Origin of the sequence: Pectobacterium nicotianae (genome assembly GCF_023272715.1) — a bacterium.
Lineage (GTDB): Bacteria > Pseudomonadota > Gammaproteobacteria > Enterobacterales > Enterobacteriaceae > Pectobacterium > Pectobacterium brasiliense.
Genome location: NZ_CP096821.1, coordinates 2,781,483 through 2,798,218 on the forward strand (window position 1 = coordinate 2,781,483; position 16,736 = coordinate 2,798,218).

Genomic DNA, 16,736 nt, shown 5'->3' on the forward strand with positions numbered 1-16,736 from the left:
CACATCGCATGAGGATTTGCGGAAACCGGCCTTCCCTTTTAGTAAAACCTGCTAAAATTACCAAGTACCTGCTGATTTTTATAAAAATTTTAATAAAAAGCGCTTTCCCATTGCTGGCAAATGCGTATGGTTTACATGGAGAACAGCTATGTATTCATTTGTTGCTCGTCAACCCATTTTAAATCAACACCTCCAAACCGTTGCTTACGAGCTACTTTTTCGCATGGATGTCACCAATAGATTTCCTGACGTGAGTCCTGAATTTGCAACTGCACAGCTTATATCCGATCAGTTCTTAACCAATCCGTTGACAAGGTCCGTGGTCGAACAGCCTTACTACATTAATTTTCCCCATCAGATGCTGATCAATGGCCAGGCTGAAGTATTGCCACAGGAAAAAGTTGTTATTGAGATCCTTGAAAATTCGATCCCCAACAATGATCTCTTTGCTGCCGTAAAAAAGCTAAAAAGAAAGGGCTTCAAAATTGCGCTCGATGATTTTTCGATGGATTCAGAATGGGATCGGTTTTTGCCTTACGTTGATATCATCAAATTCGATTTAACCCTGTCGACCTTTGGTGACATCGAAAATTTCATCAAAAGAGCCACGCAGCGCAAATTAATCTATCTGGCCGAGAAGGTAGAGACGCATGAGCAGTACCTGCAAAGTAAGAAGCTGGGTATCTCTCTGTTTCAGGGTTATTTTTTCAGTCGTCCTGAAATGATCAAATCGAAAAAATTGGTCAGTAACTCCAGCAATACCGTCAGACTGCTGAGAGAGGTCAATAAACCTGAGCTTAACTATGCCACGATCGAAGAATTGGTCTGTGCCGATCTGTCGCTTTATTATAAATTGATGCGCCACATCACCAATATCAAATACAACACCCGCTTTGGCATCACGGCAACATCGATGTCTTTCCGTTCCATGGCGATGCTGCTTGGGCAACGAGAGCTTAAACGTTTTGTCTCGTTAATTAGCATTACCAACAGTAATGAAAATAAACCCAGCGAGCTTTATCGCACCAGCTTAATTCGCGCCAGATTTTTCGAATTACTGCATGCCTCTTTTAATGTAAAGGAGGATACCACCGAGGCGTTTCTGTGCGGATTATTGTCCCTGCTTGATGCCGTATTAGATTCACCCATGCCGTTGCTGCTCTCACAAATTGCCCTATCGGAAAAAATTAACCAAAGCTTATTGGATCATACCGGTGAACTCGCGGTTTATCTGACGTTAATCACTAAATACGAACAGCAAGAATGGGAAGAGCTTGAGCAGCTGTTGACCCAGTTGGATATCGATGAGGAAAACTTCTTTACGATGATCATGGAAGCAACGCAGTGGGCGGACGAGATTTTATAAACGATTTCTCCCGGTTCACTCGCGCTGCCCTGACAATTACGCGATAATCATCGCCATTCTGCTTGAGTTTCAATGACGTTATGGTGCGATGATGTATATCGGATTACCGCAATGGCAGCATCCCGCCTGGAGTCGGTTGGGATTAAACGATCTTGCCGACTACAGCCGCTATTTTACCTGTGTGGAAGGTAACACGACTTTTTATGCGCTGCCTTCACGCGAGGTTGTCGAGCGCTGGCGTGATATGACGCATGATGACTTCCGCTTTTGCTTTAAGTTTCCCTCAACGATCAGCCATAAAACTGCCTTGCAGAATTGTGATAGCGATGTCGGGCTTTTTTATCAGTGCCTTGAGCCGATTGCCCACCGTATCGGACAGCTCTGGCTACAGCTTCCCGCCACCTTCGGCCCTGCGCAGCTACCCGTTTTATGGCGTTTTCTTGATGCCTTGCCAAAGGGGTTTAGCTACGGTGTCGAAGTACGTCATCCGCTGTTTTTTGCCAAAGGCGATGAAGAACGCGCGCTGAATCAGGGGCTACAGCAGCGCGGTATCAACCGCGTGATTCTCGACAGCCGCCCGGTTCACCACGCTACGCCAGACAGTGCGGCTATGCGTGAAGCCCAGCGGAAGAAACCTCGCGTGCCAGTACATGCCGTGCTGACCGCCACGCAGCCGCTGATTCGCTTTATCGGCAGTGAAAAGCAGGAAGAAAATCTTCGCTGGTTCGAGTCATGGCGTAACAAGTTGCCGCAATGGCATGAGGCAAATCCCTTCTTCTTTATTCACACACCAGATATCGGTGATGCCCCACCGCTGGCGCAGCAGCTTTGGCCATTACTCGCAGAGATCGACCCGACCTTGCCGCCCCAGCCGGATTGGCCACAGCAGGCGACGCTCTTTTGAACCACTCAATATCCCCATGTGTTAGTTCGTTTGGTTATAAGCAATTTCGCAACGTAATCCATTTCCGCTAAAAAAATCGGCCTTTCCAGGCGACAGTTGCGTTAGGTAAAGCTATTATTCTGCAAGCCGTTTTCGGTTAGGTCACGGAGTAAAAAATGGTAAGTGCGCTCTATATCGTGCTTGGCGCAATCTTGTTGATAAAGCTGTCTATTGATGTTGTGAAACTCAGAATGCAGTATCGCGTGGCGTATGGCGACGGCGGATTTTATGAATTGCAAACGGCGATCCGGGTACATGGCAATGCGGTGGAATACATTCCGATTGCAGCGATTCTGCTGGTGCTGATGGAAATGAACGGCGCCCTTATTATCATGATCCACTTCTGCGGCATTTTATTGATTACGGGACGTTTGGTTCACTACTATGGCCTTCGGCATCGCGAATTCCGCTGGCGGCGTTCAGGTATGGCGGCAACCTATGCCTCGCTTATTCTGATGATTGCAGCAAACCTCTATTATCTTCCCTGGGATCTGGTTTTCACGCTGTACTGATGGCGTGAGGCAAAAACTATCCCCGCCTCTCTCGGGCGCACAGACATTATGCGTCCGGGAATCAAAAACCGCGTCCCCCCCTACGTCTACACCATGTGAAAGGTGAAGACCACCGTGTATTCTGCTAGAATACGCGCCTCTTTATTACTCTCAGTGCACTTTCTGCCATGCCAAACCGCGATATGCTTTTCTCTGTGCCAATTGCCAATTTAGGCGACTGGACATTCGACGAACGCGTTGCCGACGTATTCCCCGATATGATCCAACGTTCCGTGCCCGGCTATTCCAACATCATTTCGATGATTGGCATGCTGGCAGAACGCTTCGTCCGCCCGGATAGTCACGTTTACGATCTCGGATGCTCGTTGGGCGCAGCCACGCTGTCTATGCGACGTAATATCTCTGTGCCAGGTTGCAAAATTATCGCGGTAGACAATTCTCCGGCAATGGTGAAGCGCTGCCGCAGCCACATTGACGCTTTCCGGTCCGATACACCCGTCGAGATTATAGAAGCCGATATTCTGAATATTGATATCGCAAATGCATCTATGGTGGTGCTGAACTTTACCCTTCAGTTTCTGGAACCTTCCCAGCGTCAGGTACTCATCAAGCGTATTTATCAGGGCTTGAATCCCGGCGGCGTGCTCGTGCTCTCAGAGAAATTCAATTTTGCGGACAAAGACGTCGGTGAATTGCTGTTCAACATGCATCTCGATTTCAAACGGGCAAATGGCTACAGCGAGTTAGAAATCAGTCAGAAACGCAGTATGCTGGAAAACGTCATGCTGACCGATTCGGTAGAAACCCATAAGGCCCGACTGGCAGATGCTGGTTTTGAGCACAGCGAAATTTGGTTTCAGTGTTTTAATTTTGGTTCGTTATTAGCCGTGAAAGCAGAGGAAAAGGCGTGATCGATTTCGGCAATTTTTATCAGCAAATCGCAAAAGGCCCGCTCAGCCACTGGCTTAACACGCTGCCTTCACAGCTCAGCAGTTGGCAGCAGGAATCCTTGCACGGCAAGTTCAAACTCTGGTTTAACTCGCTGGAACATCTTCCGTCGCTGACGCCAACTTCTCTGGATTTGAACGACAGCGTTACGGCACGCATGGAGCCCGATATTTCCGAAGGGCAGCGTGAAGGCATTGAAAAACTGCTGCGTAATCTGATGCCCTGGCGTAAAGGCCCTTTTTCGCTGTACGGCGTGGATATCAATACGGAATGGCGTTCGGACTGGAAATGGCAACGCGTTCTGCCCCATATTAGTCCGCTGAAGAATCGCCTGATTCTGGATGTAGGATGCGGTAGCGGCTATCACCTGTGGCGGATGGTTGGTGAAGGCGCCACGATGGCAGTCGGCATCGATCCCATGCAGCTGTTCTTATGCCAGTTTGAAGCCGTGCGTAAGTTGCTCGGTGACGATCAACGGGCGCACGTTTTACCACTCGGCATTGAGCAACTCCCCGAACTTGCCGCGTTTGACACCGTATTTTCAATGGGCGTGCTCTACCACCGCCGTTCCCCACTCGATCACCTGTGGCAATTGAAGAATCAACTGGTAGCAGGTGGCGAACTCGTGCTGGAAACGCTGGTTATTGAAGGTGATGAAAATCAGGTGCTGGTTCCGGGAGAACGCTATGCACAAATGCGCAATGTGTATTTCATCCCTTCTGCCGCAGCCTTGACCACATGGCTTGAGAAATGCGGATTTGTTGATGTTCGCGTCGTGGATATCTGCACCACGACAACGCAGGAACAACGGCGGACAGACTGGATGATCACGGAATCACTGGCTGAATTCCTCGATCCTGAAGATCCGACGAAAACGGTGGAAGGCTACCCCGCTCCGGTACGTGCCGTACTGGTTGCCCGTAAACCTGGGGTCTACCAGCCCTAAACTGCCGCGCTCGACAAAAAAAGCCCCAGCAACACGCTGGGGCCTGGTACTTGCCATGCATACCTGATGGTATGCGGCGCGGCAAAATTGAGGAATGCCGATGTGGTGTTTAGAACAACGCTGTCTCTCTACCGCCACGCCATTAAATGCCTGACGTCATGACACGTACTGCATTTCACGGTCCGGACTGACTGCCCGCTTCATGGCTTCCACCACATCACCATCCACGCAATAGTGGCTAAACTCATCTAATTCCGTATCAGAACACATCGATACGCCGATTTTGCGATAGCGCATCGGAGAAGGTGTCCACTGGCCTGCGGAACTGTGCAGTTCCCGGATACCGGCCTGCTGAAATTTGTGCACGTTAGTCAGCCGCACGCCGGAACCCGCCATAATAATTGGACCGCGACTGGCCTGTGTTAGTTCACGTAATAACCGCAGTCCATTTTCCGCCGTCTGCTGCTGCCCAGAGGTCAATATGCGCGATACGCCAAGCTCAGTGAGCTGCTCCAGTGCAATGTATGGGTTCAGACACATATCGAACGCACGATGAAAGGTCACCGCCATCCCTTGAGCCGCTGCCATGATTTCACGCATCTTGGGCAAATCAATGTGCCCTTCTTCATTGAGTACGCCGACAACAACACCGGGAAAACCCATCTCACGAATCTGCTCAATGTCGTATTTGATGGCAGCAAATTCCGTCGCGCTGTAGCAAAAATCGCCTCCTCGCGGGCGCACAATCGGGTGGACAGGAATCGCGACCTTTTCGCGCGCGCCACGCAGCGCACCATAGGATGGCGTTAACCCGCCTTCTCGCTGTCCTGCACAGAGTTCAATCCTGTCAGCCCCAGACTGCGCTGCTGTTATCGCGCAATCAACGCTATAACAGCATACTTCCAGTTTCGTCATCGCTGCTCCTCCATGTAAACTCCCAGACCACTTTTCTTAATTATCGAAAAATCGACGAATCATCACGCCGATTAAAGTAATAACTATGGCATTCGCATTCATATCGTGAGGAGACAGGAGTCACAATGAACGCGATACATTGCCGAAATAAACATGACACAATCCACAGTTTTATTAATCTGTTCCACAGCAAAAGAAAATGGCATGAATAACGTGACATGCCATTTTACCTTTCCGCCAATGTTATCTTTATGATTACGCTACGTACGCGCCATACGCTATTTTTATAGCGTCGACATTTCGCTTGCGACAACATCGCGTATATCAAATGGGTGAAACTTTATTGTCACTTTCCCGTTGGTTACCGCTAATGTCGGATTAGGAATTCGCTCTTTTTCGCCTTGCGGAGAACTGAATTTAAGCTTGATGCCCGGCGTACGCAGCGCATCATCCGACAAGCAGGCTAGCGCACGCTGGTGCAGCGTTTCCGCCTCCCCGGGCAGCACCAGTTCCACATGCTCCCAACCTTCATGCGGATAATGCTTTTTCCCCGGCCACGGTAGTTCAACACAGGTAATCTGCCAGGGACCTACCGTGATGGCATTGTCCAGAATAAACAAACAGATTGTGCGGCCATTGATTTGGTTTTCAGACAGCAGGTTACCGACCTTTAGCAGTGCCGCTTTCCATGATTCAGCCGTCGTATTCTGATGGCAGCGCAATGAAATATGATCGGCATGAAATGCACCTAAATCCAGCTGTAACACATCGGCCAATTCCTGTAACGCTTGCTCAAAACGCGCTAAATCCGTTATCAAATCATCGGGTAACATATCGGGCAACACTCCTCACGGCATCTCACATTATCAATCACCATTTGCGTAATGAGAATATCACACCCGTGACACATTCTAATTAAATTCTATTTTTACCCACGTACATTTATTTACACCTTCGTTACGTGAAACGCATTAAATGCAAAGAAAAGGTAACCATGCTGTTTGATTAATAAACGGAAAAGTTTTTTACACGAAAGTAATCTGCGATACTTCTCGCAATCTATTCTGGGAGGAATCTTAAATAACAATCGTCCCATTGAACGCCGAAAAGAAAACGTATAAATTGAGAAAAGAAATAATAACGCAGAGATATCATCATGGTTTTACTCATTATATCCATCGCGCTTATCGCTATTGCGGCATACGCTATTTTTCGTCATTTTAAAACCAGAGACTCACATAAAATTGGTGTAAATAGTCGGTCAAAAAAACGTTAAGATCGCGATTTGATTTATTTTTATTCTACCTAAAACTACTTTTTCTTTTTTGTCGTGTTCTCCTTATCCATTTTTTCATCTCATCCCGCCTTCTTTTACCTCCCGCTTGTCGGGTATTTTTTCGCCTGAACATCCCTTTGCCTCACCCCGTCTGCTGACGAGGAAAGGCAAATATGGTATAAGCAAGGCTTAATTTTTTATTTAAGGTAAACCGGTGAATATTCAGGCTCTTCTCTCCGAAAAAGTCAGCCAGGCGTTAACCGCCGCGGGCGCGCCAGCAGACAGCGAAGCTCAGATTCGTCAGTCGGCAAAAGCACAGTTTGGTGATTATCAGGCCAATGGCGTTATGGCCGTGGCAAAAAAACTGGGCATGCCGCCGCGACAATTGGCCGAAAAAGTCGTCCAACTTTTGGCGCTGGAGGGCATTGCGGAAAAAACAGAAATCGCAGGCCCGGGATTTATTAATATTTTTCTCGATAAGCAGTGGGTTGCGAGCCAGGTTGAGAACGCCCTGAATGCACCAAAACTGGGTTTAACCCCCGTTGAGCCTCAAACGATCGTGATTGACTACTCTGCCCCTAACGTCGCGAAGGAAATGCACGTCGGTCACCTGCGCTCAACCATTATTGGTGATGCATCAGCCCGTACATTGGAGTTTTTAGGCCATAACGTGATTCGTGCGAACCACGTTGGGGACTGGGGTACGCAGTTCGGTATGCTGATCGCCTACCTTGAAAAAATGCAAAACGAAAGCGCCAGCGAGATGGATCTCTCCGATCTTGAAGCGTTCTATCGTGAAGCGAAGAAACACTACGATGAAGATGCCGATTTCGCCGAACGCGCGCGCGCTTACGTGGTGAAATTGCAGGGTGGTGATGAATATTGCCGTCAGATGTGGCGCAAGCTTGTCGATATCACCATGACGCAGAACCAGATCAACTATGAACGCCTCAATGTCACGTTGACCAAACAGGATGTTATGGGTGAAAGCCTGTATAACAGTATGCTGCCGGGCATCGTTGCCGACCTGAAAGCAAAAGGTCTGGCAGTTGAGAGCGAAGGCGCAACGGTCGTTTTCCTTGATGAATATAAAAACAAGGAAGGCGAACCGATGGGTGTCATCATCCAGAAAAAGGATGGCGGCTACCTCTACACCACAACAGACATCGCCTGCGCCAAATACCGTTATGAAACCCTGAACGCCGATCGCGTACTTTACTATATCGATTCCCGCCAGCATCAACATTTGATGCAGGCCTGGACCATCGTGCGTAAAGCCGGTTACGTACCTGATTCTGTCAGCCTGGAACACCATATGTTCGGCATGATGCTAGGCAAAGACGGGAAACCATTCAAAACGCGTGCAGGCGGAACGATCAAGCTGTCCGAGTTGTTGGATGAAGCCTACGATCGTGCATTGAAGCTCATCGCAGAGAAAAACCCGCAGATGGAAAGCGATGAGTTAACCGCGCTGGCGAAAGTGGTTTCTATCGGCGCGATCAAATATGCCGACCTGTCGAAGAGCCGTACCACGGACTACGTTTTCGATTGGGACAACATGCTGGCGTTTGAAGGCAATACCGCGCCTTACATGCAATACGCCTATACCCGCGTCGCGTCTATTTTCAAGCGTGCAGGCATACAGGAAGACAGCTTAACGCAGCCGATTACGCTGAGCGATGAGCGTGAATTTGCGCTTGCCACGCGGCTGCTGCAATTTGAAGAAACCATCACCTCCGTCGCCCGTGAAGGCACGCCGCATGTGATGTGTAGCTACCTGTACGATCTGGCGGGTCTGTTCTCTGGTTTCTACGAGCACTGTCCGATTCTTAATGCCGAAAGTGGCGACGTGCGTCAAAGCCGTCTGAGACTGGCGCTGCTAACTGCGAAAACGCTGAAGCAAGGGCTGGATACGCTCGGCATCGAAACCGTCGAGAAGATGTAATTCTCCATCGACTGAAAACGTATTCATTGGAAACACAAACGCCATTGGTGCTGCCACCAATGGCGTTTTGCGTTACAGGCAAAGACAGTCACGCGGTGATAATAGATAGATCGTAAAGACGCTGTAAATACATCCCTGTACGCTCGGCTTGCGCCATCCATGGCGCAAACGCTTTACTCTTCTATTCCATTATCACCGTTGTATTCAATAACATTGTCACACGCTACGGCGGGCGAAATCCCGAGGACGGAATCCCAATAGCGCCAGCGTGGCAAAATAGGAACCCGCTCCCGCAACCACGACCAGCAACAAGCGCAGGATTCGCATTGTCATATTGCCGTCATCCCACGCGGGCATCCACCACAGCATACCCAGTAAAACCAGCGACATCACAATAACTGCCGTCAACAGGCGAACCAGAAACCCCCGCCAACCCGGCAGCGGCTGGAAAATGTCCTGCTTACGCAGTTGCCAATACAGCAAGCCTGCATTCAGGCAGGAAGCCAGACCGATAGACAACGCCAGACCCGCATGTTGCAGCGGGCCGATAAAGATCAGGTTCATAATTTGTGTCAGGATCAGCGTGACTATCGCTATTTTGACTGGCGTCTTGATATCCTGCCGAGAATAAAAACCGGGCACGAGTACTTTGACGACAATCAGTCCCATCAGCCCAACCGAGTAGGCAATCAGCGCCCGCTGGGTCATCAGCGCGTCAAAGGCGCTAAATTTGCCGTACTGGAACAGCGACACGGTTAAAGGCTTAGCCAAAATGCCTAATGCCACCGCGCTCGGCAGCGCCAACAGGAAACACAGGCGGAGCCCCCAATCCATCAGACGGGAGTATTCGTCGTGATTACCACTGGCAAAACTCTTCGCCAGCGACGGCAGTAAAATCGTCCCTAATGCCACGCCGAGAACGCCGGAAGGAAACTCCATCAGACGGTCAGCGTAATACATCCATGACACTGCCCCTTCGCTGAGGAAAGAGGCGAAAATGGTGTTGATGATGAGCGAAATCTGGCTTACCGATACACCCAGAACCGCAGGCCCCATCAGCTTCATGACGCGCCAGACGCTCGGGTCACGCCACTTCAAGCGCGGCAAGACCAGCATGCCAATCTTTTTCAGATGCGGTAGCTGATAGCCGAGTTGCAGCAAGCCGCCAACCAAAACCGCCCAGGCCAGCGCCATCACCGGTGGATTAAAATACGGGGCGGCAAACAGCGAGAAGCCAATCATGCTGACGTTAAGCAATGTCGGAGCAAACGCGGGCACCGAAAAACGGTTCCAGGTATTGAGCACCGAACCGACCATAGAGGTCAGTGAGATCAGCAGGATGTAGGGAAACGTGACTCTTAATAGATCCGAAGTGAGCTCGAAGCGCTCTGGCGTCGCGGCAAAACCGGGCGCGGTAACCATAATGACCCATGGTGCAGCGACCATCCCCGCCACGGTGACTAACGCCAGAATCAGCGTCAGCATACCAGAGACATAAGCGAGGAACGTCCGCGTAGCCTCATCGCCCTGCTGGCTTTTATATTCTGCCAGAATCGGCACAAAAGCCTGTGAAAATGCGCCTTCCGCGAAAATTCGCCGGAGCAGGTTGGGCAGCTTGAACGCCACAAAGAAGGCGTCCGTCGCCATACCGGCACCAAAAATACGGGCGACGATGGCATCGCGCACAAAGCCTAAAACGCGCGATAACATGGTCATGGAACTGACGGCAGCCAGTGATTTAAGTAGATTCATCCGATTATGTTCTGAACGGTTCAGGACCGATTATTAACCCGTTGAGGTTATCCTGATTGCGAGGTGCGACTAGTCTACGCATTGCACGTGTAATAGCTACCGCGCATTGTCATAACCGCTGAACTTTTCAGCTTTTTCCCAGCAATTTTTCAATCATACGCTGGGACAGCAACGCCTGGTTACCTGATGTTTCCGCTGGTTTCCGTTGTTCAATGGCCGCGATGAAATGCTGCACTGCACCAACAAATCCGCGTTGTTCCAGCGTGGTTTGCCAGGAGGGTACGGCTGGACGGATCGTTATTCCTTCGCGATCTTCGCGCCATTCACGCATCTCATCTACCTGATAGAGCCCACCCGAGGTAACAGCCTGAACCCATTCGCGCTGGCTTCCAGCCTGACGATGCATGCTGGTCGTCACCTGACAACCGCCGCTCTGGAAATGGTGCTCGGCATACAGCAGTTGACCGTCCGCATTCGCATGCAACACGCCATCAATCAGTTGAGCGTCGCCGCCCGCTAGCCAGAGCGCAGTGTCCACCACATGCAGATAGTCGTCCAGCAGAGTAAAACGGACATCCTGCGGACCAACGCCATTAATCCGATGTTTGTCCATGCGCAGCGATGACGGTTGATCCAGCCGCTGTTTTAGCTGCTGATAACACGGTGCGAAACGACGATTAAAACCGACCATCAGAATTTTTTGTCGTTGCTCTGCCAATTCGACCAGCGCTTCCGCCTGCTCCAGCGTCTCTGCCAGCGGTTTATCTACGTAGACATCGACACCCGCGTTAAGCAGTTGGCTCACAACGGAAAAATGGCTGGCAGTGCTGCTGTGAACGAAAACCGCATCGCACTGTGCTGCCAGCTCATCCAGCGCAGAGAAACTCGTCATCCGATAGTCCTGACAAATTCGCTGCGTCTTTTGCCGATCGGGAGAAAACGCGCCAACCAGCTCCCAGCGCTTAGCCTGACTGAGAATCGGCAAATAGGCTTTCTGCGCGATAGATCCCAACGCGACGACGCCGATACGAGGACGCTGGGTCAAACCACTATTCTCTGGAACACTTTCCGCAGACGTAAACTGAGGCTTCATAACTGATTTTCTCCCTGATACAGATTTATTACGCTAACAGCCCAGCAAGCTGGCGTTTGAGTTCAGCAACCTCTTTTTCTAACGCCTCAACACGCTCAGCTAGCGGTGAATGATCACTTTCGCTGTCCACTTCGGGAGCAGCAGCATCACTAGCCTCGCCGCTGAAAAGGTGCTGATAGCGACTTTCCCGTTTCCCTGCTTCCCGCGCCAGCCGGACGACAAACGGCCCATCCTCACGCTGTTGCAGCTGTTCAAGGGTAGACTCAGCTTCACCGACATCAGAAAATTCATACAATCGGGCCGCACGCGTACGCAGTTCGCCCGGCGTCTGTGGGCCACGCAGAAGCAGCGTCGTCACCAGCGCCACTTCCGCAGGCGATAGCTTCAGGTCACCAAACTCAGAATTGCAAAAACGATGTTCATATTTCACGACCCGATTACCAAACCCGCTGAGCGTGCGCAGGAAATGCTTCTTCACGAGTAAATCCAGCGTTTGTTGGACCTCGCTTTCGCTCAGTTCCATCACAGGTTCACGGTTGGTTTTTTGATTACAGGCCGTGGTGATGCCGTTTAACGACATCGGGTATTGATCCGGCGTCGTGATCTGCTTTTCCAGCATGCAACCAATCACGCGGGCTTCACGAGCATCCAATTGGTATTTCATCATTTTTCCTTAACGCGGAGACTTCCACTCGGCGTTGGTCAGCGCGGTTAATACATGGTCCTGCCATTTGCCATCAATGAGCAGATAATTCTTCGCATAGCCTTCACGTTCAAACCCCAAACGTGTCAGTAATCCCCCACTGCGCTGGTTATGCGGCATATAGTTAGCCATGATGCGATGCATATGCTGCTGACGCTGCATATAACGTATTGCTGGCTGCAATGCTTCATACATCAGCCCCTGCCCCTGCCATTTTTGACCAAGTGAATAGCCCAGATAGCAGGCGTGAAACGATCCCCGCAGCACGTTGCTGAAATTCGCCACGCCGTACACTTCGTTTTCATTCGGGTCCAACAGGAGGAAGTAATAGGCGCTGCCCTGCTTATGCATATCGTTAATCACGCTCAACCGCGCCTGCCAGCCTGATGGGTAGCAATGGCTCGCGTCTCTCACGGGTTCCCACGGCTTAAGAAATTCACGGTTTTCAGAATAGTATTCGGCCAGACGCCATGCATCGCGTTCATGGGCCAGACGCACCACCAGCCTGTCAGTTGTCAATTGCACTCTTGCCGGCGTTGAACGGTAGCCAAACATTTTTCCCCCTGCCTCTCCATGTTATCGATAAGTAAAATTCATCGCCGCTGAAAAAGTGACTATTCCGCATAAGCAGAAAATATCGGTATTTCCGATAATCCTTACTATAACCACATAAATTCATAGACGTAAAATCCCTGTCGCCGAGTTATTGCGCAGTTGAGTCAGGAAAGGCATTTTTTCTCGCCGAAATGCTATCAGGATAACGTTAAATCGATAAAAAAATATTATCCAACAATAGGCTATACCAAAGTCGAATTAGAGTACAAAATAGTCACGTCTGTTATTTTCCTCCTTTCTTCGTTGTGGTGAAACATGCCTCTGATGTCGCAAGCTCGGAGCTTGGGTAAATATTTTTTATTACTCGATAATATGCTGGTGGTTTTGGGATTCTTCGTTGTCTTTCCCCTTATTTCCATTCGCTTTGTCGACGATCTCGGCTGGGCCGCATTATTAGTCGGTATCGCATTGGGATTGCGCCAGTTTATTCAGCAAGGGCTCGGTATTTTCGGCGGGGCTATTGCTGACCGTTTTGGTGCCAAACCGATGATTATTACCGGGATGTTGCTACGTGCCTCCGGTTTTGTCTTCATGGCGATTGCCGATGAACCCTGGCTGCTCTGGTTGTCTTGTGCGCTATCCGGCCTTGGCGGCACGCTATTCGATCCGCCACGTACCGCGCTGGTCATCAAGCTGGTTCGTCCGCAGGAACGAGGTAGGTTCTACTCCCTGTTAATGATGCAGGATAGCGCCGGTGCCGTTATCGGTGCCCTCATCGGCAGTTGGCTGCTCCAGTACGATTTCGAAATCGTCTGCTGGGCGGGTGCGGTCATTTTTGTGCTTGCCGCTGCGCTCAATGCTTGGCTGCTGCCAGCCTACCGTATATCAACGGTCAAGACGCCAATACGGGAAGGGCTGACGCGCGTGATTCGCGACCGCCGTTTCCTGATGTATGTCTTAACGCTGACAGGCTACTACATGCTGGCCGTTCAGGTTCTGCTGATGCTGCCCATTATGGTCAACGAGCTCGCCGGAACACCGTCTGCGGTGAAATGGATGTACGCCATTGAAGCGGTGCTGTCGCTGACGCTGCTTTACCCTATCGCCCGCTGGAGCGAGAAGCATTTCCGGCTGGAACAGCGCCTGATGGCGGGGCTTTTCATCATGTCCGTCAGTATGTTCCCGATCGGGATGACGACGGAGTTGCAAACCCTACTGCTACTGATCAGCCTGTTTTATATTGGCTCCATTATCGCCGAACCTGCGCGTGAAACCTTGAGCGCTTCGCTGGCGGATTCCAGAGCCAGAGGCAGCTATATGGGGTTCAGTCGGCTTGGATTGGCACTCGGTGGCGCGATTGGTTACAGCGGCGGCGGCTGGTTATTCGATACCGGACACGCACTGAATCAACCGGAACTACCGTGGTTCATGCTCGGCACCATCGGGTTCCTGACGTTAGCCGCATTGTATTGGCAGTTCAACCAACGCCGCATTGAGCCCGCGATGCTGGGTGGTCATTAGTCTGAATTTTACCGACGAGTTTGATCTCGTCGGTAAAGCCCTCCTATACTTTCCTAATACATTCAAACAATTGTTATCGTCGCGAGCCTTCTCGCATACTCGATTTATCTTGTTTGGTGATGGGTTACACGCTTGGTCGCCCTGCGGCCTTTGTCTACAACCTGTGATTTAGGAGACGATGTATGAAGCTCTACATTTACGATCACTGTCCCTACTGCGTTAAAGCGCGCATGATCTTCGGTCTGAAAAATCTCCCTGTCGAACTGCAAATACTGGCGAACGATGACGCTGCAACGCCAGAGAGACTGATCGGCCAGAAAATGGTGCCCATTCTGCAAAAAGACGATGGCAGCTACATGCCAGAAAGCATGGACATCGTTCATTACATCGATAATTACGACCGCAAACCGCTGCTGACTGGCCCAACCAACCCGGCCATCGCCGCCTGGCTGCGAAAAGTCACCGAGTATACGCCACGCCTTATTATTCCCCGCTTTGCTCAGGCGGCTTTTGAAGAATTTGCCTCCGCTTCCGCCCGACAATATTTCGTCAATAAGAAAGAAGCCCAGCTAGGCAATTTTGCTGACCATCTGAGCCACTCGCAGGGGCTGATTAAGAAATTGAACAATGATTTACAGGATCTGGATCCGCTGATTGTTCAACCGAATGCCTGTAACGGCACGTTATCAACGGACGACATCAACCTCTTCCCGCTACTCCGCTCGTTGTCCATCGTTGCGGGTGTTACGCCGCCTTCCCGTGTTGCGGACTATCGGGATAATATGGCGAAACAGACTCAGGTCACGCTACTCAGTAGCCTGGCAATCTAATCGTTGAGTTTTACTCCGCCGCTTCGTTCTGAAGCGGCATTATCCGCCATTTCGGTGCTATCCTATTGTTTACCCTGCGCATCAGGCGCACGCTGCCCGTGTAGAATCGTGTTGATTATTCACATAAAGCGCTCGTTCATGTGAATAGACCACCGTAGGAATGAATTGTGCGCGTAAATAGCATCAAGAGGTCAGAATAATGAAAAAATCAGGATGGATGGCAGCGGCAGCAGTGCTGCTGGCTTTTACACTCAGTGGCTGTAATAAACTCACGCAATACACGCTCAGTGAGCAAGAAGTGAATGAGTACCTGCAAAAACACAATGATTATCAGAAACAGCTGGGCGTGCCTGGCGTGGTAGATGCCCATATTGTGTTGACCGAACTGTCCAGCCAGATTGGTCGGGCAGAACCGGGAAAAGTGACGCTGACGGGCAACGCGAAGGTCGATATTTCGTCTCTGTTGGGCAATCAGGCTGCCGACATGAAGCTTACGCTGAAAGCACAGCCAGTATTTGATAAAGCACAGGGCGCGATTTACCTGAAAGATATGGAACTGGTTGATTACACCGTACAGCCGGAAAAAATGCAGGCGGTAATGAAAACGCTGAGCCCGTATCTTAATCAATCACTAAAAAGCTATTTTGACCAAAAACCCGCTTACGTGCTGAATGCGGATAAGAGCACGACGGAATCAATGGCGAAGAAGATGGCAAAAGGCATCGAAATCAAACCTGGCCAGATCGTTATCCTGTTTACTGACTAATACTGACTCGCCGATAGCACACGTCATGTTTGCTATCGGCGCACTAGATTTCATACTGCAGGGTTTCATTCCGCGGTATTATTCTTCCGCTTCCGACTCGTCTTCTTCGCCGCTTTCGCCCAGTTCATCCCGCATCGCTTCCAGCGCTTCACGGCACACTATCGCCAACGTACGATAAAATGCCGTGGTGGCGTGGCTTTCTACTTTCCCAAGAAAACGATCGCTCCACGGTAAAAGATACTCATCGAACAGGGTAATCTGTGCAGCGGTTTCGTCTTCTTGTGCCTGATCTTCCAGCCATGACGCGGCCAGCAACAAGCTACCAAAATGCCCAACCACACCACCGTCATTTAACGGCATGCCACGCTGCTGCAAAAAGGTACGAATTTCTGCGTCATCAGCATCGCTTTCATAGGACGAACGCAGCGGCGACACTGAGCCATTTTCACTATCGAACAGCGCCTGATAATCCGCCGCCATTGCGGACAAATCCAGCCCCTTTTGCAAACGCTCCAACAACGCATCCTGCTCCAGCGGCCAGTGCTGCGCCAGTTTCCCGTCTTTAATCAGCGTGAATAATGGTGTCAGCAAAGGATCCTGCGGCTGGCGATAAAACAGCGTGCCCAATAGGCGGCACACAATAGAAAACTCGTTCATTCATAACC

Annotated in this window: 16 protein-coding genes; 9 read left to right on the forward strand and 7 right to left on the reverse strand. The window is 50.4% G+C overall.

Going from position 1 to position 16,736, the window contains the following annotated elements; genetic code table 11:
* Nucleotides 1-148 precede the first annotated feature (148 nt).
* From MYB54_RS12500 to cmoB, 5 genes are all read left to right on the forward strand, one after another.
* Nucleotides 149-1,366 carry an EAL and HDOD domain-containing protein gene (locus MYB54_RS12500; protein ID WP_119870519.1) on the forward strand — a complete coding sequence of 406 codons (1,218 nt, stop codon included), beginning with the start codon at nucleotides 149-151 and terminating at the stop codon, nucleotides 1,364-1,366.
* 91 nt (nucleotides 1,367-1,457) lie between these two features.
* On the forward strand, nucleotides 1,458-2,270 hold the full coding sequence (locus MYB54_RS12505) for a DUF72 domain-containing protein (RefSeq protein ID WP_080724387.1): 813 nt from the start codon (nucleotides 1,458-1,460) through the stop codon (nucleotides 2,268-2,270).
* A 155-nt stretch (nucleotides 2,271-2,425) separates the two neighbouring features.
* The gene (locus MYB54_RS12510) at nucleotides 2,426-2,821 is read left to right on the forward strand and encodes an MAPEG family protein (RefSeq protein WP_014915147.1); all 396 of its coding nucleotides are present in this window, start codon (nucleotides 2,426-2,428) and stop codon (nucleotides 2,819-2,821) included.
* 167 nt (nucleotides 2,822-2,988) lie between these two features.
* Nucleotides 2,989-3,732 carry a carboxy-S-adenosyl-L-methionine synthase CmoA gene (cmoA, locus tag MYB54_RS12515; protein WP_014915146.1) on the forward strand — a complete coding sequence of 248 codons (744 nt, stop codon included), beginning with the start codon at nucleotides 2,989-2,991 and terminating at the stop codon, nucleotides 3,730-3,732.
* Nucleotides 3,729-4,715, forward strand: coding sequence for a tRNA 5-methoxyuridine(34)/uridine 5-oxyacetic acid(34) synthase CmoB (gene cmoB / locus MYB54_RS12520; protein WP_014915145.1), 987 nt, complete (start codon nucleotides 3,729-3,731; stop codon nucleotides 4,713-4,715). The genes cmoA and cmoB overlap by 4 nt, the downstream gene beginning before the upstream one ends.
* A 156-nt stretch (nucleotides 4,716-4,871) precedes the next feature.
* On the opposite strand, the gene cutC is transcribed toward cmoB, so the two are convergent.
* Entirely contained in the window at nucleotides 4,872-5,630 is a 759-nt protein-coding gene (gene cutC, locus MYB54_RS12525; protein ID WP_014915144.1) for a copper homeostasis protein CutC, read from the reverse strand.
* Nucleotides 5,631-5,914: 284 nt separating this feature from the next.
* Nucleotides 5,915-6,463, reverse strand: a complete 549-nt coding sequence (locus MYB54_RS12530) for a VOC family protein (protein ID WP_039519262.1) — start codon at nucleotides 6,461-6,463, stop codon at nucleotides 5,915-5,917.
* A gap of 657 nt (nucleotides 6,464-7,120) precedes the next feature.
* Here MYB54_RS12530 and argS point away from each other — a divergent pair.
* Nucleotides 7,121-8,851: an arginine--tRNA ligase gene (argS, locus tag MYB54_RS12535; protein ID WP_248720827.1), complete on the forward strand. Its 1,731-nt coding sequence runs from the start codon at nucleotides 7,121-7,123 to the stop codon at nucleotides 8,849-8,851.
* Between the two features lie 216 nt (nucleotides 8,852-9,067).
* Here argS and murJ read toward each other — a convergent pair whose 3' ends face one another.
* From murJ to rimJ, 4 genes are all read right to left on the reverse strand, one after another.
* Complete coding sequence (murJ, locus tag MYB54_RS12540) at nucleotides 9,068-10,603, reverse strand: murein biosynthesis integral membrane protein MurJ (protein ID WP_014915141.1); 1,536 nt, start codon at nucleotides 10,601-10,603, stop codon at nucleotides 9,068-9,070.
* 127 nt (nucleotides 10,604-10,730) lie between these two features.
* Complete coding sequence (locus MYB54_RS12545; RefSeq protein ID WP_248720828.1) at nucleotides 10,731-11,696, reverse strand: Gfo/Idh/MocA family protein; 966 nt, start codon at nucleotides 11,694-11,696, stop codon at nucleotides 10,731-10,733.
* Nucleotides 11,697-11,724: 28 nt separating this feature from the next.
* The gene (locus MYB54_RS12550) at nucleotides 11,725-12,360 is read right to left on the reverse strand and encodes a YceH family protein (protein ID WP_248720829.1); all 636 of its coding nucleotides are present in this window, start codon (nucleotides 12,358-12,360) and stop codon (nucleotides 11,725-11,727) included.
* Between the two features lie 9 nt (nucleotides 12,361-12,369).
* Nucleotides 12,370-12,954: a ribosomal protein S5-alanine N-acetyltransferase gene (gene rimJ / locus MYB54_RS12555; RefSeq protein ID WP_014915138.1), complete on the reverse strand. Its 585-nt coding sequence runs from the start codon at nucleotides 12,952-12,954 to the stop codon at nucleotides 12,370-12,372.
* A 315-nt stretch (nucleotides 12,955-13,269) separates the two neighbouring features.
* Here rimJ and mdtH point away from each other — a divergent pair, with 315 nt between their 5' ends.
* The 3 genes from mdtH to MYB54_RS12570 all read left to right on the forward strand — a co-directional run bounded on the left by mdtH (nucleotide 13,270) and on the right by MYB54_RS12570 (nucleotide 16,071).
* A complete protein-coding gene (gene mdtH / locus MYB54_RS12560) occupies nucleotides 13,270-14,475 on the forward strand; it encodes a multidrug efflux MFS transporter MdtH (RefSeq protein WP_010275951.1) in 1,206 nt (401 codons plus the stop codon).
* A 182-nt stretch (nucleotides 14,476-14,657) separates the two neighbouring features.
* Nucleotides 14,658-15,305: a glutaredoxin 2 gene (gene grxB / locus MYB54_RS12565; RefSeq protein WP_039500778.1), complete on the forward strand. Its 648-nt coding sequence runs from the start codon at nucleotides 14,658-14,660 to the stop codon at nucleotides 15,303-15,305.
* Between the two features lie 199 nt (nucleotides 15,306-15,504).
* Nucleotides 15,505-16,071, forward strand: coding sequence for a lipoprotein (locus MYB54_RS12570; RefSeq protein WP_014915135.1), 567 nt, complete (start codon nucleotides 15,505-15,507; stop codon nucleotides 16,069-16,071).
* 78 nt (nucleotides 16,072-16,149) lie between these two features.
* On the opposite strand, the gene MYB54_RS12575 is transcribed toward MYB54_RS12570, so the two are convergent.
* Entirely contained in the window at nucleotides 16,150-16,728 is a 579-nt protein-coding gene (locus MYB54_RS12575; protein ID WP_205594389.1) for a TorD/DmsD family molecular chaperone, read from the reverse strand.
* Nucleotides 16,729-16,736: the final 8 nt, after the last annotated feature.